14 protein-coding genes are annotated in these 19,317 nt (G+C 56.0%); 10 read left to right on the top strand and 4 right to left on the bottom strand.

What is annotated here, in order from left to right; all coding sequences use genetic code 11:
- Positions 1-86: 86 nt before the first annotated feature.
- The gene (locus JUJ53_RS19075; protein WP_204153629.1) at positions 87-2,147 is read right to left on the bottom strand and encodes a protein phosphatase 2C domain-containing protein; all 2,061 of its coding nucleotides are present in this window, start codon (positions 2,145-2,147) and stop codon (positions 87-89) included.
- Between the two features lie 612 nt (positions 2,148-2,759).
- Here JUJ53_RS19075 and JUJ53_RS19070 point away from each other — a divergent pair.
- Positions 2,760-3,194, top strand: coding sequence for an NfeD family protein (locus tag JUJ53_RS19070; RefSeq protein ID WP_343327991.1), 435 nt, complete (start codon positions 2,760-2,762; stop codon positions 3,192-3,194).
- A gap of 51 nt (positions 3,195-3,245) precedes the next feature.
- Complete coding sequence (locus tag JUJ53_RS19065; RefSeq protein ID WP_204153627.1) at positions 3,246-4,226, top strand: SPFH domain-containing protein; 981 nt, start codon at positions 3,246-3,248, stop codon at positions 4,224-4,226.
- Positions 4,227-4,394: 168 nt separating this feature from the next.
- Here the strand turns inward: JUJ53_RS19065 and JUJ53_RS19060 are convergent, their stop codons facing one another.
- Positions 4,395-5,087, bottom strand: coding sequence for a PD-(D/E)XK nuclease family protein (locus tag JUJ53_RS19060; RefSeq protein WP_204153626.1), 693 nt, complete (start codon positions 5,085-5,087; stop codon positions 4,395-4,397).
- Positions 5,088-5,237: 150 nt separating this feature from the next.
- Between JUJ53_RS19060 and JUJ53_RS19055 the strand changes: the two genes are divergently transcribed.
- The 7 genes from JUJ53_RS19055 (at position 5,238) to JUJ53_RS19025 (ending at position 14,937) form a co-directional block, all read left to right on the top strand.
- Positions 5,238-6,995, top strand: a complete 1,758-nt coding sequence (locus JUJ53_RS19055) for a glycosyltransferase (protein WP_204153625.1) — start codon at positions 5,238-5,240, stop codon at positions 6,993-6,995.
- A gap of 1,297 nt (positions 6,996-8,292) precedes the next feature.
- Positions 8,293-8,670: a PadR family transcriptional regulator gene (locus JUJ53_RS19050; protein ID WP_204153624.1), complete on the top strand. Its 378-nt coding sequence runs from the start codon at positions 8,293-8,295 to the stop codon at positions 8,668-8,670.
- A gap of 231 nt (positions 8,671-8,901) precedes the next feature.
- On the top strand, positions 8,902-10,473 hold the full coding sequence (locus JUJ53_RS19045) for a photosystem II high light acclimation radical SAM protein (RefSeq protein ID WP_204153672.1): 1,572 nt from the start codon (positions 8,902-8,904) through the stop codon (positions 10,471-10,473).
- 37 nt (positions 10,474-10,510) lie between these two features.
- Positions 10,511-11,977, top strand: a complete 1,467-nt coding sequence (locus tag JUJ53_RS19040; protein WP_204153623.1) for a DICT sensory domain-containing protein — start codon at positions 10,511-10,513, stop codon at positions 11,975-11,977.
- 22 nt (positions 11,978-11,999) lie between these two features.
- Positions 12,000-12,647 carry a pentapeptide repeat-containing protein gene (locus JUJ53_RS19035; protein WP_204153622.1) on the top strand — a complete coding sequence of 216 codons (648 nt, stop codon included), beginning with the start codon at positions 12,000-12,002 and terminating at the stop codon, positions 12,645-12,647.
- Between the two features lie 345 nt (positions 12,648-12,992).
- Positions 12,993-14,660 carry a CHAT domain-containing protein gene (locus JUJ53_RS19030; protein ID WP_204153621.1) on the top strand — a complete coding sequence of 556 codons (1,668 nt, stop codon included), beginning with the start codon at positions 12,993-12,995 and terminating at the stop codon, positions 14,658-14,660.
- Positions 14,641-14,937 (top strand): MoaD/ThiS family protein, encoded by a 297-nt coding sequence (locus JUJ53_RS19025; RefSeq protein ID WP_239125209.1) that lies wholly within the window; start codon positions 14,641-14,643, stop codon positions 14,935-14,937. Before JUJ53_RS19030 ends, JUJ53_RS19025 begins: the two co-directional genes overlap by 20 nt.
- A 140-nt stretch (positions 14,938-15,077) precedes the next feature.
- Here the strand turns inward: JUJ53_RS19025 and JUJ53_RS19020 are convergent, their stop codons facing one another.
- Together JUJ53_RS19020 and JUJ53_RS19015 are read right to left on the bottom strand one after the other, a co-directional pair.
- Positions 15,078-15,419: a hypothetical protein gene (locus tag JUJ53_RS19020; RefSeq protein ID WP_204153620.1), complete on the bottom strand. Its 342-nt coding sequence runs from the start codon at positions 15,417-15,419 to the stop codon at positions 15,078-15,080.
- Positions 15,420-15,635: 216 nt separating this feature from the next.
- The gene (locus JUJ53_RS19015; RefSeq protein WP_204153619.1) at positions 15,636-15,830 is read right to left on the bottom strand and encodes a hypothetical protein; all 195 of its coding nucleotides are present in this window, start codon (positions 15,828-15,830) and stop codon (positions 15,636-15,638) included.
- A 101-nt stretch (positions 15,831-15,931) separates the two neighbouring features.
- Between JUJ53_RS19015 and JUJ53_RS19010 the strand changes: the two genes are divergently transcribed.
- Complete coding sequence (locus tag JUJ53_RS19010) at positions 15,932-19,294, top strand: valine--tRNA ligase (protein ID WP_204153618.1); 3,363 nt, start codon at positions 15,932-15,934, stop codon at positions 19,292-19,294.
- Positions 19,295-19,317: the final 23 nt, after the last annotated feature.

Below are 19,317 nucleotides of genomic sequence, written 5' to 3'. Positions count from 1 at the left end.
AGTCAGCACAACTCTGAGGCAGGGCGGAAAAGAACCTCTATTATCTTTGCATAGGATGGGTACCCTTGAACGATTGGCGGCTGGAGCTAGGGTTGGGGCTCGCTTTCATCGATCTCCTCAGGATTGGCCTCGTCAGGCTGTTCAGGAATCAGCAATTGCTCCAGCCCATCGCGTACGCCGTAGGTGTTCACATACCGCCAAACCAAAATGCCCACGCCACCCACCAAAAAGCAGAGCAGCGCTAGACCGAGAATCACCCCCCAGATGTTGCTGTGGTGCTCAGGGGAGCGATCGCCCGCCTCTTCTTCTAAACCGCTATCCCAGGGCAGATCTGGTTCATCTTCATCCTCGGGATAGAGCAAGGCCCGGGCCGTGTCAGACAGGTCGGTGTCTGATGGTTGCAGCGGCACATCCCCCGGCTCAAACAATTGGGGACTCGATAGCGATGCCCGACAGTCGAGCAAGACCACCGAGGCATTGTCGTGACCATTGCGCTGATTTGCCAGTTCTAGCCAGGAGCGCATAGCCGCATCCAAAGACATCTTATCCTTGAGCACCCTCTGGGTAGAGTCTTCCCACAGGGTCTCCACCCAGCCATGGTCACTCAGCCCATCGGAACAGAGCAGCAATACCCCATCTTCTTCGAGAATGAAGCGCTGGACGGTGGGATGGATATAGTCCGCATCTTTGGTGCCTAGGGCCTGGGTGAGTGCGCCCGCATTGGGCTGCAGGCGGGCAGCGCGGGGTAGGCTATTCCCCAGCACCACCTCACGGTTGGCCATATCGTGGTCGAGGGTGAGCCGATGGCAGGATTCTTCCGTCAGCCAGTAGGCGCGGCTATCACCAATATGGGCCAGGTAGAGTTCGTGGGTATTGCGATCGCCGGTTTCGGTGCGAATGCGTTGGGGCAACTGCAGCGCCAGCATGACGGTGGTGGCCATGCGCTGACGGGCCGTGCGCCCCTGGCTATCGTTTTGGGCCGCGATCATATTGTTGGCAATGCGCAAAATCGCCTCAAGCTGCTGGCTGACAATGTCTGGTGACAGCACCTCGCCCTGGTCTACCACCTCGGTCAACAGGGCGGAAAGCTGGAGCTTGAGCGATCGCAACGCCAGCCGACTCGCCACTTCCCCGCCAGCATGGCCGCCGATACCATCACAGACGATCGCCACATGGGGCTTGAGGATCACATCTTCGGCAAGATTGCTCTCTGGGCCATTGGGGTAACAAGCATCTTCATTGTGCGCTCGCTGGGGCCCCGTCGTTGTGCCGCCCGCCACCCGCAGCTTAATCGGCAGTTGACTCGCCTGTTCGAGCAAGAGCTGGTTCAGCTTCTGGGCAATGGCCGCCACGGGCGGTGCCGTGCGTAGATCCTCCATGGATCCTCCCGTTGTCGATGCGTCGGCATCCACACCAGACTCGCCGCCGACGGCCACCAAGGTGGGAGACAGTTGCCCCACGGACTGCATTTCGTAGCAGATCGAGCGTAGCCCTTGGGCGATCGCTCCCGGTTCATTGCCAATCCACTGCAGCCACAGGCTCGCCAACTGTCCTAAACTCGCCGGCGCATCCAAGGCTTGGCTCACCTCAAGGTCACGTAGCTGTATCCGCCAGCCATCCACCCGAATCTGTTCAGGATTCAGCAACGCCTGGGCCACCCCCTGCTGGGCCAGCGGCAGCCAAAGCTGGAACAGTTGCCAGAGCCAATAGACCCGCCGCACCGGGGTGGCGGCATCCCAAGCGGTGGCGATCGCTGGATGCAAAATTCCTTGGCGGTGTAGGGGGCCCTGTTCTAGCAGCAACACCGGCTCCGGATCGCCTTCTAGGTGACAAACGCCGTAGACATCAGGAATGTGGAGATGGTGGGAGCGTAGCTTTAGATAGGGGATCGCAGATGGAGGCGGCTGATCAGGCAAATCAGGCAGCCGTCCTGGTTGAGTATCCAGCCAAATGTGGGGGGCGACCACCGCATAGCGATCGCTCACCCGCGTACCCACCGGCACCGCCTCTGCCCTGGTTCCCACCGCCCAAAGGTAGCGATGCACAAGCGGCTTACGGCACTGACGGCAGAGAAGCTGATCCATGGAATTGCCCGGCTGGGCACAGGATGGATCGGCGCACTCGATAGATAGGGTAGAAGGGCTCATGGTGGCTCAACCGGCGAACAATGTAAGATGACTATAATCAACAGGGCTTCCTACTTAGCAGTCTAGCGCTCTACCTCGATCGTGATGCCATCCGATTGATCAAGGGCTCAAGCCCAAGCGCAGCTCTGACTCACCTCAATCTAAAGATACACAACTCGCTGACCGCGATCGCCCCAGAGGTGAGCTAGATTGAGTCTAGGTAGCTAGGGGTGACACCCAGACGCCATGGCAGACCTGCTGCCAGAGTTCAAGACTCCGCATTGCCCGCCCCAACGCCACCGATCTGCTCGACGTCCGATCTGCTCGACATCTGATCCAGCTCCACCAGCAGCTTACTAGAGAAAGGCATCCATCCAGGGTTTCGCAAATTTTGGCAAATCTTTGCAGAAATGACCACTGTAGTCCCATCAGCCGTCACGGCCCATGATCAGGACTTGCATCAGCCAAACCTCCAAGAAACCAAGCTAGCCAACGTGGTTATGTGGTTATAAGGAACACCTACGATTGAGCGCGTAGTTAACCCTCAAGCGATCGCTTCCCTGCGGACATCGATCGTTGTGATCCAACAGCTTTAATTGACGCTTCTTTTGACGATGATTTGATGATGAATTGATGGTCTCTATGGAACCTCCGCTAATTTGGCTGATTGCTGGCGTCATCCTATGCGTCATGGAATTTACAATCCCCACCGGCTTTACCGAGTTCACCCTGGGCGTGAGCGCCATCATTGTGGCGATCGTGGCCCTGGTGGTGCCTCAGGTTTCCATTCAAATTGTGCTGTGGCTGGTGCTATCCGTCGTTGCAACGCTGATGTTACGGCGATTTATGCCACCCCAAAGCGCCAGAGTGCTGGAAGATGCCACCGATGCCAAAACCTTAACGGAGATTCTGCCCGGCGAAACCGGCCGGGTGCTCTACGAAGGCAACTCTTGGCCCGCCCGCTGCGAAGATGACGTGGCGATCGCTCCCAACCAACTGGTGTACGTGGTGGGGCGGCGGGGCAATACCCTGCTGGTGATGCCGGAAACCTCCATTCATCCCCGTTGATAGCCAAGCCTGTTGTTTCAACGACCCTTCGCTACTTAGGAGACTGATCCCATGAATCCATTAATGTTTCTGATTGTGATTGCCTTTGGCGGCTCGATTACCCTAGCGAACTCCGTCAAAATCATCAACCAAGGAAATGAAGCCCTTGTGGAAATGCTAGGGAAATACAACAACAAAAAGCTGAAGCCCGGCATGAACTTCATGGTGCCCTTTATCGAACGGGTGGTCTATCAAGAAACCATTCGGGAAAAAGTGCTGGATATTCCTGCCCAGCAATGTATTACCCGTGATAACGTGTCCATCTCCGTGGATGCCGTGGTCTATTGGCGAATTATGGATCTAGAGCGAGCCTACTATAAGGTGGAAAACCTGCAGGCAGCCATGGTGAACCTGGTACTCACCCAAATTCGCTCAGAAATGGGCAGGCTAGAACTGGATGAAACGTTTACAGCTCGCTCAGAAGTCAACGAATCGCTCCTGCGAGAGCTAGATACGTCCACCGACCCCTGGGGCGTCAAGGTGACGCGGGTAGAACTGCGCGACATCATGCCCTCCAAGGCCGTGCAGGAATCCATGGAAATGCAAATGACCGCCGAGCGCCGCAAACGGGCCGCCATCCTCACCTCGGAAGGGGAGCGGGAAGCTGCGGTGAACTCGGCCCGAGGTCGGGCCGATTCGCAGTTACTCGCAGCCGAGGCGGATCAAAAAGCGGTGATTCTAGATGCAGAAGCTCAGCAGAAGAGCATCGTCCTGCGGGCCCAAGCCGTGCGCCAAGAACAGGTGCTCAAGGCTCAAGCCACCGCCGAGGCCATGAAAATTATTTCCAACATCCTCCAATCTGATCCCAATGCTCGGGAGTCGCTGCAATATCTGATGGCTCAACAATATATTGAAATGGGCACCAAGATTGGCGAAAGCGATAGCAGCAAGGTGATGTTCATGGATCCCCAAAGCATTCCCGCCACCGTGGAAGGGATGCGATCGATTATTGGCGACGGCATGCCCCAAGTTCCCATGCCTCCCAATCGCTAGGGATTTGATGGTGAACGAATGCCATTGTCCTGGCAACCATCCGAGACGCTCTTCTATCCCCCGAGTCCTTCAGATCCGGGGGATTGTCAGGTATGGCGTCATGCAACCATAGCGCTGTGCTGATCAACGCCGAGGGTCACCCACTATCCCTAGGATCAGAGCAGAATCTTAGCGATAGCGGCGATCATACTGGCCCAGGCGATCGCACCATTGATGCCAATACTCTCGAAGCTGGTCGGGGCCAAACCAAAACACCTCCGCAGGCTGATCGGGCAGAGCCACGACCAGTAGAGCATGGCGCAGGTGCAGGCGATCGCCATAGCAATGGTTCACGGCCCCACAGTAGGCAGCAAGCTGGAGGGGCTGATCATAGAGGCGATCGCTCGACCGCTTGGGCACATCGGCAGTTTTCCAATCACATAGGCAGGGCGTGCCTTGGTAGCTAACCACGCAATCGACCCGGCCGGCGTAACCCAAGTCGTAGTGAAAAACAGGGCTTTCTACCAAACGCACGGCGTCTAAATCGGCCAGCACCGCCTGCAAACTCTGCCAGTAGGGCTGCACCGTATCGGGACAGGTAACTACTTCACCTTGCAAAAATTGTCGTAAGTACTTATGGGTTTGGCTACCCCAGCGGCTGGCCGTCATCGTCACCTTGGTGGCGGCATCGTGTCCTAGACGCGATCGCCATTGGGCCAGAGCAGCGCGGGCCTCCGGTGGCTTAGTGGCATTCAAAATAGTGCTCACACTCGGGAGCGATCGCGCTTGGTCATCTTGAATGAACTGCTTCCCTGCTTGGCGCACGGATTTCCCCGTCAAGGCGGGCAGCCAATCTGCTTCTGGCGGCATCAGCTCGGCCATTGTTCCCATCCTTCCATGCGTCTCACCATGCATCTAGTATCCATGGTCTTGGATGCAACGTGAGTGAGGCTTGAAATGCGTTACGGCTTCGCCTAACGCAATCCTACTCCTGACTAAGATCACGGACTGAGACCGCTTCCTGATAAAGTGATGGGCGATTCGTTCAGCGCAACTCCCATGAACCATGTGCCGCCACGAGGTAGATCGCCAGCAGCCTGGATTGGACTTCTGCTATGGATGCTTGTGGGCACTGGATTACGCCTCTGGGGCTTAGCCGACAAACCCCTGTGGACGGATGAGTTTGCCACCTTGGTCTTTAGCCTAGGGCATAGCTTTCAGACCGTCCCCCTCAACCAAGTCATCTCCCTCGACGCCCTGCTAGCGCCGGTGCAGCAGCCCCCCAACTCCGCTTCCCAGGTGATCACCAACCTGCTCAGCGAAAGCAACCATCCGCCCCTCTATTTTGTCCTCACCCACCTATGGCTGCGTCTGTGGACTGGGTTGGGCGGTCAGTCTACGCTGGTGGTCGGGGTGCGATCGCTGTCTGTCCTATTCGGAGTATTGGCCATTCCCGCCACCTATAGCCTAGCTTGGATGGCCAGCCGTTCCCAACGGGTCGCCCATTTTGCCGCTGGCTTGATGACCCTCTCACCCTTCGCGGTCTACCTCTCCCAAGAAGCTCGCCACTATACGCTGCCGATTCTGTGGATTCTTGCCTCCCTAGCCCTTTGGCTACAGGCCGTGCGATCGCTTCAGGGTCAACACCGGTTCACCATCCCAGAGGTCGCCGCCTGGATCAGCGTCAACACCCTCGGCATCGCCACCCACTATTTCTTCACGCTCACCCTACTGGCAGAAGCGATCGCCCTCCTGATAGTAGCGATCGCCTGGCGCTCTAACCTACAGAGATCTGCTTTATGGCGCATTTTGGCGGCTATAGTTGGCACAGCGGCGGGCGGTGCCGTATGGCTGCCGTGGCTGTTGGGAGCCCACGATAGTGAACTCACCCGCTGGATCTACCAAGGCGATCGCTCAGGACTCGGCTGGCTAGATCCCCTAGGGCAAGCGATCGCTGGCTGGATCACCATGCTCTACCTATTGCCCATTCAAGCCGCTTCCACCGCCGTGGTGATCGGGTCTGCCCTGGGTCTCGTTGGCTTGACCATCTGGACGATTTGGCTGCTCGGGTCGAGTCGGTCGGGACTCGTACAGGGACGGGGAACAGCCACCCCAGCGCATCCCCCATCCTCGGGACAAGCGTTCGTCTTACTGGTGGCGATCGCCGTCCTGATCTTCCTAGGCATCACCTACGGTCTAGGCATGGATCTCACCAGCGCCTTCCGCTACAACTTCGTCTACTTTCCCGCCGTGCTGGTGGCGATCGCCATCTGGGTGGAACAGAGCGATCGCCCGGTGACGCGATGGGGTCTGTCGCGTCCTGCCCTGATGATGCTCATGGCCGCACTGCTGGGTAGCCTGACCGTGGTTACCAATTTGGGCTACCAAAAGACCCATCGTCCCGATCGCGTGGTAGATGCCATTTATGCCCAAGTGCCAGCCCAAGCGCCAGCCCCAGAAACCCTGGTGGCGATCGCCCACCGCACCCACGGCCAAACCGGCCGCCTGATGGCCATCGCCTGGGACATCCAAGAGCGCTATCCTGTTTCCGCAACGGGACGCCCAGCTCCCCAGTTTCTCTTGGCCCACCAGCAACAACCTATTGATGCCGCCAACCGATTGGATGATGTCTTGAGCGATCGCCCCCGCCCCCTACAGCTTTGGCTGATCAACATGCAGACGGTTCCCCCTCGCCGACTAGAGGCGGTGCTAGACGATCAAACCTGTCTGCCCATACAGGATGCTGCCTCCGTCGATGGCTATCGGTACCAACCTTTTGAATGCCGTTGAATGGAGGATCTAAGCGATCGCCCGACCCCATGAACAATCGAGCTCCGTAGATCTGCTTGGATGATGATTCACCTGACAATGCCCAACCTCAGACGAGTTCAAGCCATCACCAAAAAAGAGCCGTTTTTTTACGCCATAAGCGCCTGATTCATCCGTAATAACCCTGAGTTGGCGGTGATCATTCCCCTAGATTCCAGAGCCCTATCGATCATTGCCCAATTGCGTAAGTTTGCTGTGGCTACTAGTCCAAAAGTTGTCTAAGGTTTGCACAGGTGCGCCTGTAACCTATCAAAATTGTCACTTCAAAGGTAGTTACTGCATCCATAAGCATGTCCCATGCTCCCACAAGCAGGATGGTGAACGTGTGGACATCCTCCACATTGACCATGCTTTGGATCCACGTCATGAGTTCCTGAATGTTTAGATCTACGTCCCATAGCTGTGGAGCATTTTAAGTGAGCCACGGGGCGATCGCTCATCCTTCCATAGCTGCTCCAGCAACGAGCCAGACTTTGACGAGTACATGTCACGAGGGTGAAAGACAATCAGCCGTGGATGCTAGATTCTGTGAAATACTCTTAGGGGGACTTCTCCTGTACGGTAAGTCATGATGTCCCCATCTTGTTTTCGCCTTGCTGCTTGTGTCGCTAGAGTTACTCCAACCCATAAAATCTCTGCTTCGACGGGGTGATGCTTTTCCCTAGATCGTAGTTTCACGGTCTGCGTCTAACTGAATGTTCTACGTAGTTAGACGACAGTCCTACGGTTGTTGATCGTCGGGACTATCTATGGGGACTGCCCTGTCCGTGACATCTGTCGTTCCGTCACCCTAGGGTTTTAGGTGTGATCAATGTTGCACCGATGGGGAACTCTCACCAACCCTAAGGATTCAGGTTAGATCAGTGGAACGATCTTGTCGCATCACCCCCAAAGCAACGTGTTCCCAACCTTGTCCCCCCTAACGCCTGATCTGCGATGTGCAGTAGCGGTTGGCGGGATACTCGTACAGCGGCATTCATTCCAGAGAATTCCTCCTATCGCCTTGCATCAAAGCTCCTGACGCAAGCGACGGATTGATCTGGATATTCTTCACGGCGCTTAGTGAACCCGTCATCCTAACGAGAGTACGCCCCTTACTTTCCTAGGAAAAACTGCCCTGCTGCTCTTTCATGGTGCATCTCACCGCACTACATTTCACCTAGATCCTGCTCATAACCCCCTATGCAATCATGTTGCCCCTGGCGTGATTTGTCCTTGAGGCGATCGCGTCTAACTTGACCTTCGACCTATAACTTCCATGACCACGTTTGACGATGTATACGAGTTTTTTAGCAATCCACCGCCGTTTTACCTCAACAAAGAACTAGCCATTTGCTATGTCTTAGATGTGCTGATTCAGCATGACTCCTATGGCACAGAACTGATTCGGCAACTCCAACATGAGCATCCCAACTATCGGCTCTCCGATACGGTGCTCTACAGTGCCATTAAGTTCCTCGAAGACGAAGCAGCGATCACGGGCTATTGGCAAAAAATGAAGGGGCGAGGACGGCCTCGACGGATGTATCAAGTGTCCCCCAAGTGGCGATCGCAGGCTCAGGAGTTAGCCCAGCTCTGGCAAGGCTATATTGGCCGATCATCCCGTCCATCTCGGCAAGGAACATCGATGTCTTAATCCAACGTTCTAACGAGCCAGTTTTTTGGGTAAAAGCCCTATCCAGCAAGACTTTTACCCAAAAAGCGATCGCTCAATCCCACGGCATTGGTTCCCGAGTCGCCCTGAAGTGTGCCACCAGCACCATTGACCGGAGTCCATCCAAACGATTCAGAGGAAGCCGTGCAGCATCTAGAGGGCAGTGGTATCGTAAAGTTATATGAAAAAACTGAGGATACCCTCGTTAAAGCCATGACGCAAGAGCGCATTTTATACGTTCGCCTTCCTTGCAATCCTATTTTTCCCATCGGTGTTGTTTACTTGGCAGATCATGTCCATAAACAATTTCCGGCTATTGAACAACGCATTTTTGATCTAGGAACGGTTCCTCCGCTGGACTTCTCCACCGCCCTTGATGCCTGCATCGACGAGTTTCAGCCCTCGCTGCTGGTTTTCTCTTGGCGAGATATTCAAATCTATGCCCCGGTGGGCGGGCGGGGCGGCAACCCCCTGCAGCACGCCTTTGAGTTTTATTACGCCAAAAATCCTCTGACTCGCCTGCGCGGTGCCATGGGCGGCCTCAAGGTGACTACGGCCTACTACCAAGAGCTATGGCGCAACACCGGCTTGATTCAACGGGGATTGCGGCAGGCCCAGCGCCACAATCCTCAGGCGCGATCGGTGGTGGGCGGCGGTGCCGTGAGTGTCTTCTACGAACAACTGGGCACCAAGCTGCCCAAGGGAACGATTATTTCCGTCGGTGAGGGAGAAACGCTCCTAGAAAAGTTGCTGCGCGGCCAAGATATAGCCGGCGAGCGCTGCTATGTGGCGGGCGAAACCCAACCCCGCGATCGCATGATCCACGAATGGCCCACGCCCATTGAAAAAACTGCCTGCAACTACGACTACATCGGTCACATCTGGCCCGAGTTTGACTATTACTTGCAGGAGCAGGATTTCTACGTCGGCGTCCAGACGAAGCGGGGCTGTCCCCACAACTGCTGCTACTGCGTATATACCGTGGTGGAAGGCAAGCAGGTGCGCATCAATCCCGCCGATGAGGTGGTGGCGGAGATGCGCCAGCTCTATGACCGGGGCATTCGCAATTTTTGGTTTACCGACGCTCAGTTTATCCCGGCCCGCAAATATATCGACGATGCGATCGAGCTTCTGCAAAAGGTTGTAGACTCCGGCATGACGGATATTCACTGGGCTGCCTATATCCGAGCGGATAATCTCACGCCACAGCTCTGTGATCTGATGGTGAAAACCGGAATGAACTACTTCGAGATTGGCATCACCAGCGGCTCTCAAGAACTGGTGCGCAAGATGCGCATGGGCTACAATCTGCGCACGGTGCTCGAAAACTGTCGAGACTTGAAGGCTGCTGGCTTCAACGATGTGGTCTCGGTCAACTATTCCTTCAATGTCATCGATGAAACCTTTGACACCATCCGGCAAACCATTGCCTACCATCGCGAGCTAGAGCGTATTTTTGGGGCCGATAAGGTCGAACCCGCCATCTTCTTCATTGGGCTGCAGCCCCACACTCACCTAGAAGAGTATGCGTTCAAAAATGACATTCTTAAGCCGGGCTATAATCCAATGAGCATGATGCCTTGGACTGCCAAGAAGCTATTGTGGAACCCGGAGCCCTTGGGGTCTTTCTTTGGGGAGGTTTGCCTACAGGCTTGGCAGCGTAACCCCAACGATTTTGGTCGAGAGGTGATGGCGCTCTTAGAGCAACGCTTAGGCTGTGCAGCCTTAGAAGAAGCGTTGTCAGCACCGATGGTTCAAAAAACGCGGCAGTTGGTGCAGGCTTAGGCGCAGAGATCTAGGGAAGTAGTAGAGTCACACGGTTATGTTAGACGGATCAATTCTCAAGAACCTACAGCTTGCCCATCAGTCTGGCGACTCAGGGCAGCGATCGCTTAATTTTGGCGTGTATTACAAAAATACGCTGGTGGCTCTATGCCATGCCTTAGAAGACGCCATTTTAGAATCCCAGGCTAACCCCTTGGTGATTACCGCCTTCCAACGAGGGAAATGGTATCTGGAAGAAGCGGAGCGCTATGGGGCGATCGCTCAGCAGGCTGACGCAGTGGTGATCATGGCGGCGGATGACGCGGGCTTTGCCGACCATCCCACCAGTCAGCGCCCCAATGTTGACATTGTGCCCCTGCAAGATAGCGATCCGGTGGCCCAAGAGTGGCACCTGATCATCGTCTCGCCAGACTACATGGCCATGGTGCTGTGCCAAGAGCTTTCCGCCGCAGACTATGCTGATTTGGGCCTACCCCAAACGGATCTAGAGCGACGATTCTATGGATTCTGGACCTTTGAGCCCGATTTGGTGCTGGAAACCGCTGAATTAGCGATCGCCCACCTCGGTTCCTATCATCCTACTCTGCAGGCACAGTTGGCCCAACGCTTAGCCACCATCACCCAGGCAGCGATTCAGCCCCAAGCCCTCTGCCGCCAGCCCACCTCCGAACGTTTAGGCCAGGTCGTAGCCCGCGTTGTAGACTACCTGCGCACCCACCAAACTGCCCTGGAAGCTACCCCAGGACAGCGGCCCCAGAAGCGTCATCAAAACCTGGATCAAAACCTGACCTCTAACGAACTTCAGGCCTTCCTGCGCGCGGCCCAGTTGATCGATCAAGCCGACCTGAGTAATCCTCTCGCGGCTACCGAAGTGGCCACCCTAGCGGAAGCGATGGGACATTTGCTAGACCTGCCAACCTGGCAACTGCATCGCCTACGCCTAGCCGGGCTGCTCTCCCGCGTGGCCGGCATTGGAGCCAGCCAACTCGATACCTCGCTCCCCGAGCCGGAAGAAGCAGATGCCACCTCCCTGCCCCTCACCTGTGCCCTCACCCCCGGCACTCAGGTGTTGCGCACCATGCCCAGACTGAGGGCGATCGCCACCATCATTACCCATCAAACAGAATGGTGGAACGGTAAGGGCTATCCGTCTGGGCTATCCGGCGATGAAATTCCCCTAGAGTCGCGTATTTTAGGGTTGGCAACGGCGTTTCAGAAGCATTTGGCCCAGCGGCGCAGCGATCGCACCGGCGCAGCCAGCCTCACCGCCGATCAATGGCTAGATGCCTTTGTCGCCTGTCAAGTTGAACAAAGCGATCGCTGGGATCCCAAGCTGCTCGATACCCTCGAACTGCTGGTCAATGGTCTACGCCAAGGGCTAGAGTTGCCCATAGTGACGCCCAAGATTGCCGCCGGGCTTTGGCTGCTCGATTCCCACTGTGACCAAAGTCCCCTGGTTGCCTGGGGGCAAAACCCCAACCGTTCGTCCACCCCGTTGCATTAATGCCTGGAGTATTTTGGAGCCTATGGAGCTTGACCTGATTCGTGCTGGACAGATCAAACAATTAGCTGGCACCAACCTTGAAGATGAAGATCTATCCGGTGTGGATCTCAGCCACGTGAACCTTGCAGGGGCCAACCTCACGGGGGTAGATCTATCCCAAGCTAAATTACTCAATGCCCGCTTAGACGGAGCCACCTTAGTGGGATGTTATGGCTATTTAGCTGACCTCCGGGGCAGTTTTTTGGGCACCAACCTCATGCAGGCTGACCTCACCGAAGCTGATCTCCGGGGCAGCAATCTGCGCGGTGCCAATTTAATGCAAGCCCAACTGCGTCAAGCCTGTCTGGCCGGAGCCTTCTTGAGTGGCGCATCTTTGATGGGAGCCCAGTTGTCTGGGGCAGATCTCCGAGGCGCAGATCTCCGAGGGTGCAATTTCAGCAGCAGCAATCTAGAGGGTGCAAATCTTAGCCAGGCAGATTTACAGGGGGCGATCCTCACCGGGGCCAATCTCCAAGAGGCCGATCTACGTGGTGCAAACCTCACCGGGGCAAACTTTAGTAGCGCCAATCTACTGTGTTGCGATCTATCCGGGGCCGTGATGCTTGGTGTGCATTGGTCAGGAGCCTGTGTGTTGGGCACGATCCTAGAAACAACGACCAGCAACGCCTAGGGATGGTTTCTCAATCCACACCGGCCCATCGGTTAGGGTGATGCTCAAAGATTTGTCAGAGAACTCCACAGAAATCTAGGATGATAGAGGAGGTAGCTGAGGATGTAGCTACCCATCCAGCAGATTCCTGCTCTTAAGTGGGCAGGCTAGGCTATGGTGACAGAGTCGTTGTCCTTGAGGGATAGCAGGTTAGTCTGTTAGGCTTTGGGTTTGGTACTGCATCGGTACTGGGTAGCCCGAGGCGATCGCTGCCCTCACATCTCGGCGCTCCATGCAACGATTCAATGTCAACCCTGTGCATTAAGCTCAGATTGACCCTTAACGATAGAAGCTGCTTGTTCGTCAATGCCCTTGTCTGACACCCCCTGCCTATCTTTAGCGATTACTCGCCTGACTGCTGCGGAGTCTGGTCATTATGCGCTGTGGGTGTTGCAAGCACCCTACCCAAGTGGCTACGTTCATCACGACTGCCTATGGCCGTTGACCCTGAGCCAAACCTGGGAAACCTGGCAAAGCCTATTCTCGCTGCGGGGCTTGCCCATGGTACCGCGCATCCCGTCCACCTACGTGCCCGAGCCAGTACCGAGCCTAGCTGGCAATGACGCCATTCCATCATCGGGGCAGGCAGGGTATACCAGCCGCCTGATGCAGCATTTGGGCGTGCAGCTATGGCAGTGGCTGTTTGATGGCCCCATTCAGAGCAGCCTCGATCAAAGTCAGGGCATTGCTATTGGGCAAGGCAACTCCCTACGCCTGCGTTTAGAAATCCGCGATCCTGAACTCATCGCCCTACCCTGGGAGATCATGCAGCCCCAGCCAGGGAAGCAAGCCATTTCCCTCAGCCAACAAATTTTCTTTAGCCGCACCACAAGCGACGTTGATCCGCTACCGCCCCTGAGAATTGAGCAGGTGCTGAAGGTGCTGTTGGTGCTGGGCCATGATGATGAGTCTGATCCGGCAACTGGCATCCGACAGCAGCAGGGCGGTGACGCTCAGCACCGTTTGAAGCTCGAACAAGAGGCGGAGGCCCTGGCCAGCTTACTCACCCGCTCCACCAAAACCTATAGCGGACGCGGGCAAACGGCTCCCGTTCCCTGTGAGGTGACGACGCTGCTGCAACCCACACCCGCCGAGCTGATTGAACAGCTAGAAGCCGATAGCTTTAATGTATTTTTCTATGCAGGGCACGGGATGCCAGCTCCTGATGGCGGGCTCTTGTTCCTGCGGGATGATGCCACCCTGAATGGCACGGAGCTCGCCCAAGTGCTAACCCGCTGCCGTGTGAAGCTGGCGGTGTTTAATGCCTGCTGGGGGGCACAGCCGGATCAGCAGGGGCAGCAGCATGCCATCCCTCGCAGTAGCCTAGCCGAGGTGTTGATTCACCATGGCGTGCCGGCAGTGGTGGGCATGCGCGACTCGATCGCCGATCGCGAATCCTTAAGTTTTATCCAAGTGTTCGCCCAGGCACTGGCCGAGCGATCGCCCGTGGATGAAGCGGTGGCGATCGCCCGTCAGCATCTCCTCACCCTCTACAAATTCAACCAGCCCGCCTGGACGCTGCCGGTGCTCTACATGCACCCCGAGTTTGACGGCGAGTTGATTAAGCGGATTGCCGAATCTGTGACTGAGATTCCCCAGCAGTCCACCACCTGGATTGATAACCAACCGCCCGCCGCCTACCTCAAAGTGCTAAACCAACCCGAGCGTAAGTGGCGCGTGCAGGGGGGCATTATCCGGGTGGGCAGCAGCGAAGACCATGGCAATGATCTGATTTTGGAAGAGCCGGGCGTTTCCCGCAAACATGCCGAAATTTTCTGCCGCAATCTGAATGACGCTCGACCCACCTACTTCCTGCGAGATTTTTCCCGCTTTGGCACCCTGATGCTCACAGACAAAGGCTGGCACAAAATTCACCGCAATGAAGTCCCACTGACCTCTCAAACCCAGCTCAAGTTTGGCAGTTCCAAGGGGCAAACCGTTGAGTTTGTGATTGATGACTCCGACGCAACCTAGCTACGACCCCAGTACACCAACCATGTCGTCCATTACCATTACGCTGAAACTTTTTGCCGCCTACCAAGAAGTCTACCAACAGCCGGAGTTAGTGCTATCTCTAGCACCCGGCACCACGGTTGCCCAAGTGCGCGATCGCTTAATTGCTGAGCAGCCGAGCCTGGCCCAGTGGCGAGATGTGACCCGATTTGGGGTAAACCTACAGTTTGCGGATGCCGATACGGTCTTAGCCGACGGCGACGAAGTGGTGCTGATTCCGCCGGTCAGCGGCGGCTGATGGCTTCAACCGCCCCAACCGAGTACGATGAGGCGGCAGTACCCCATCTATTTGCTCAAGCGGGAAACCTTAGTTTTTCCTGAATTCCTTTTCGTTCTTCTGTTTTCGTTCTTTTATTTTTGTTCTTCGGTCTTGCGGTACTAGTCGTCCCGCAGCAGCGACTCAAATTCCGATCGCAACGAGGTAACATCGGCCACCCGTGCCACAACCAAACTTTGGGTACCCGCATCATCCAAGCGCGATCGCCAATGACGCACCTGTTCTGCATTGTTCACCCAAAACTGAATCACCGTATCCACCACAGCATCCATCGGCCAACCTCGATGGCGCGGCACCGGCTCTAGGGAATCTAAAAAAGCATCCAGGGTACAGTGGTAAGCTCCCACATAGGCAGCTCCGTCCTGCTTGGTCTGCTGCTCCTGCTGGTGGTTAAAAAACGCCAAAATGGGGGAAATACCCAGTAGTTCAAATGTATAGTCCATTTTATTCTCCTGTTGATGTAGCTGCAGGGTTGAAAAAAGTTGGATTACGCTGGATGAAAACGAACAGGCGGCGATCATCGATAGGCTCCGCTACTAGTCCAAAGAACGGTAGCTGCATTAGCGGACGTCCCTCAGGCAGTCCCAAGGATCCCAAGGATCGCGATGACCAACTACGCGGGTTGCCCAGATAGGTAGACCTCAACGGTGCTCACCACTCTAGGGGAAACATCCCGGATAGTTTGAATCAGGTTTAACAATTGTGAGGAATTGTAGGGTAATCCACACTTGATGTTCAACGAGTATTCCCCATTCATAGCAAAATCTGTCATCCCAGCCTAGGGCAATGGGGATAGTTGAGGAGCGATCGCCCCCTGCATTGATACAAATCCAGCGAGAAATCCTGATATTCATCCTGCCAACCTGAACCACATGTAGAATGGCATGGCAAAATCTTAGGTAACTGTTCGCACCAAAAAGTACCGAATTGTTGGCACCCTAACCGTCTTCCCTCCATGACTGCAACGACTCCAGCCCTAACGTCTGAACTCCCCAAGCAATACGATCCTTCTGCCACAGAATCCAAATGGCAGGCATCCTGGGAAGCGAACCAGGTTTTCGTTGCCAACCCAGATCACGAGGGGGATCCCTACTGCGTGGTGATTCCGCCCCCCAATGTCACCGGCAGTCTCCACATGGGCCATGCCTTCGAGCACAGCCTGATCGATACCTTCGTGCGCTATCACCGCATGATCGGGCGCAATACCCTCTGGCTACCGGGCACGGATCATGCCAGTATTGCCGTGCAAACCATCCTAGAACGCCAACTGCGCGAGGAAGGCACCAGTCGAGCAGCCCTAGGTCGGGAAGCCTTCCTTCAGCGCGCTTGGCAATGGAAAGAGGAATCGGGCGGCACCATTGTTGGACAACTGCGACGCCTGGGTGTGTCGGTGGATTGGTCGCGGGAACGCTTCACCATGGATGAAGGGTTGTCCAAAGCGGTGACCGAAGCCTTCATGCGGCTCTATAAAGAGGGCCTGATTTATCGCGGTAAGTATTTGGTGAACTGGTGTCCAGCTAGCCAGTCCGCCGTGTCTGACCTAGAAGTGGAAAACAAGGACATCGACGGCCATCTCTGGCATTTTCGCTATCCGCTCACCGATGGCTCCGGCTTTGTGGAAGTTGCCACCACCCGTCCAGAAACCATGCTGGGCGATACGGCCGTGGCGGTGAATCCCAACGACGATCGCTACCGGCATTTGGTAGGACGAACGCTCACCCTACCGATTATGGGGCGGCACATTCCCATCATTGCCGATGACTACGTGGATGCGGCCTTTGGGACAGGCTGCGTCAAAGTCACCCCAGCCCACGATCCCAACGATTTTGAAATGGGTAAGCGCCACGACCTGCCCATGATCAACATCATGAACCCCGATGGCACCCTGAATGCCAATGCCGGCGACTTCCAGGGACAGGATCGCTTTGACGCCCGTAAAGCCGTGGTGGAGCGATTGGATGACGAAGGCTTCCTGGTGCGCGTGGAAGACTATCGCCATGCCGTCCCCTACAGCGATCGCGGCAAGGTTCCCGTAGAGCCGTTGCTGTCTACCCAATGGTTTGTCAGCATTCGCCCCATGGCTGACGCTGCTCTGCAATTTTTAGATCAGCAACAGTCGCCGGTGTTCGTGCCCGATCGCTGGACGAAGGTCTACCGCGACTGGCTGGTAAACCTGCGAGATTGGTGTATTTCTCGGCAGCTTTGGTGGGGGCATCAAATCCCCGCTTGGTATGCGGTGAGCGAAACGAACGGCCAGATTACGGATGAAACCCCCTTTGTGGTGGTGCGCACCGAAGAAGAAGCCTGGCAGCAGGCTCGGGAGCTGTTTGGCCCCCATGTGCAACTGCAGCAGGATCCGGATGTGCTGGATACCTGGTTCTCGTCGGGACTGTGGCCCTTTTCCACCATGGGCTGGCCTGAAGAAACTCGGGATCTGGAACGCTACTACCCCACGACTACCCTAGTCACGGGGTTTGACATCATCTTTTTCTGGGTCGCCCGTATGACCATGATGGCCGGGCATTTCATGGGCACGATGCCCTTTGAAACCGTGTATATTCATGGTCTCGTGCGGGATGAAAACAACAAAAAGATGTCGAAGTCGTCCAATAACGGCATCGACCCGCTGGTGCTGATCGACAAATACGGCACCGATGCCCTGCGCTATACCCTGATTCGGGAAGTGGCCGGAGCTGGGCAGGACGTGCGCCTAGAATACGATCGCAAAACCGATGAATCGGCCTCGGTAGAAGCCTCACGCAACTTCACCAATAAGCTGTGGAACGCGGCGCGGTTTGTGATGATGAACCTAGAGGGGCAAACCCCGTCCAGCCTAGGACAGCCGCAGGTGTCTGAGGTGGAACTTAGCGATCGCTGGATTATGTCCCGATTCCATCAAGTGGTGCGCCAAACCCGCCATGATATTGACCACTACGGTTTGGGCGAAGCCGCTAAGGCACTCTATGAATTCATCTGGGGCGACTTTTGCGATTGGTATATTGAACTCGCCAAGGCCCGCCTGCAGTCGGATGCGCCCTCCCGCCGGGTTGCCCAGCAAACCCTAGCCTATGTGCTCGACGGCATTCTCAAACTGCTGCATCCCTTCATGCCCCATATCACCGAGGAGATTTGGCATACCCTCACCCAGGCAGGCGATCGCGAATTTCTAGCGGTGCAGATTTATCCCGAAGCCGACAATCAGTGGATCAACCCTACCCTAGAACAGCAGTTTGACTTAGTGATTGGCACCATCCGCACCGTGCGCAACCTGCGGGCGGAGGCCGGCATTAAACCCGGCACCAAGATTACCGCCCTGCTGCTCAGCGAAAATGCCGACGAACGCCATATCCTCTCCGAAGGAGAAACCTACATTCAAGACCTGGCAAGGATCGAGCGCTTGGTGATTGGTGAACCTGGGGATGAACATCAGCTAGAGGACGGCTTGCCTGAGGTCACGCTTGACGTCTCACCGGAGGACATACCTGAGGTCACCGTGGAGGAGTCAGCGATTCCAGAGGCGATCGCCCCCGACGTCACTCCCCCATCTGCCAGCTCAGAGACCGTAGAAACCGATGACTTAACCGTGGCCACTCAACCCGCTGGTCAAGCTGCTGGTCAGTCCGATACTCCATCTAACGACCAGCCGGCCAGCGAATTTGAGTTGAATCAACTGCAAAAGCCAGCGATCGCCCTCGGGTTTCTCCTGCTGCTAGTTGTAATGGCCCGCCTGTTCCTAGCCGTCATGGACGCCCTCGACGGTCTGGTGTTCGTCTCACCGCTCTTGAAGCTCATAGGTTTGGGCTATAGCATCTGGTTTGTGAACCACTATCTTCTCCAGGCCGATCGCCGCCAAGAGTTGATGAAGGCTTGGTCGCGGTTGGTGAGCCAGATTGGTCTCAAACTGCGGGAAACGGCAGAAACAGGCACCATGCCCACGGCAAAGCCAGAGCCCACGGCTGCAGCTACCCCGGTGGAGTCTGTGGAGTCTGTGGAGTCTGTGGAGCCGGTAGAGCCCGTGCAAACCGAGGAGGTGGAGCCGGCTGCCACTCCCGATGGTCTACAGCTCTTCGCTGGCGTCGTGGGTACCGTGCAGGTTTTGATTCCGCTGGCTGGCGTGGTGGATGTGGAGGCGCTCAAGGCCAAAATTGAGAAAGACCTCGGCAAAGTGGTGGCAGAGGTCACCTCTCTGACCCAACGACTCAGCAATGCTAACTTTGTAGACAAGGCTCCGGCGGCGGTGGTGCAGGGGGCTCGCGACTCCCTGGCAGAAGCCGAGAAACAGGCGGAAATCCTCCGCGATCGCGTCCGTCGTCTTTAAGCGATCGCCCTTGGAGACCACAG

The organism is Leptolyngbya sp. CCY15150 (assembly GCF_016888135.1).
In the GTDB taxonomy this organism is placed as follows: Bacteria; Cyanobacteriota; Cyanobacteriia; order RECH01; family RECH01; genus RECH01.
Note: the sequence above shows the minus strand (reverse complement) of the source record. Positions and strands in the feature narration are given on the sequence as shown.

Excerpts from the sequence above, each read along its gene's own strand:
- JUJ53_RS19075 (WP_204153629.1), bottom strand. The coding sequence starts at position 2,147 with ATGAGCCCTTCTACCCTATCTATCGAGTGCGCCGATCCATCCTGTGCC.
- JUJ53_RS19070 (WP_343327991.1), top strand. The coding sequence starts at position 2,760 with ATGGTCTCTATGGAACCTCCGCTAATTTGGCTGATTGCTGGCGTCATC.
- JUJ53_RS19065 (WP_204153627.1), top strand. The coding sequence starts at position 3,246 with ATGAATCCATTAATGTTTCTGATTGTGATTGCCTTTGGCGGCTCGATT.
- JUJ53_RS19060 (WP_204153626.1), bottom strand. The coding sequence starts at position 5,087 with ATGGCCGAGCTGATGCCGCCAGAAGCAGATTGGCTGCCCGCCTTGACG.
- JUJ53_RS19055 (WP_204153625.1), top strand. The coding sequence starts at position 5,238 with ATGGGCGATTCGTTCAGCGCAACTCCCATGAACCATGTGCCGCCACGA.
- JUJ53_RS19050 (WP_204153624.1), top strand. The coding sequence starts at position 8,293 with ATGACCACGTTTGACGATGTATACGAGTTTTTTAGCAATCCACCGCCG.
- JUJ53_RS19045 (WP_204153672.1), top strand. The coding sequence starts at position 8,902 with ATGACGCAAGAGCGCATTTTATACGTTCGCCTTCCTTGCAATCCTATT.
- JUJ53_RS19040 (WP_204153623.1), top strand. The coding sequence starts at position 10,511 with ATGTTAGACGGATCAATTCTCAAGAACCTACAGCTTGCCCATCAGTCT.
- JUJ53_RS19035 (WP_204153622.1), top strand. The coding sequence starts at position 12,000 with ATGGAGCTTGACCTGATTCGTGCTGGACAGATCAAACAATTAGCTGGC.
- JUJ53_RS19030 (WP_204153621.1), top strand. The coding sequence starts at position 12,993 with ATGCCCTTGTCTGACACCCCCTGCCTATCTTTAGCGATTACTCGCCTG.
- JUJ53_RS19025 (WP_239125209.1), top strand. The coding sequence starts at position 14,641 with ATGACTCCGACGCAACCTAGCTACGACCCCAGTACACCAACCATGTCG.
- JUJ53_RS19020 (WP_204153620.1), bottom strand. The coding sequence starts at position 15,419 with ATGGACTATACATTTGAACTACTGGGTATTTCCCCCATTTTGGCGTTT.
- JUJ53_RS19015 (WP_204153619.1), bottom strand. The coding sequence starts at position 15,830 with ATGAATATCAGGATTTCTCGCTGGATTTGTATCAATGCAGGGGGCGAT.
- JUJ53_RS19010 (WP_204153618.1), top strand. The coding sequence starts at position 15,932 with ATGACTGCAACGACTCCAGCCCTAACGTCTGAACTCCCCAAGCAATAC.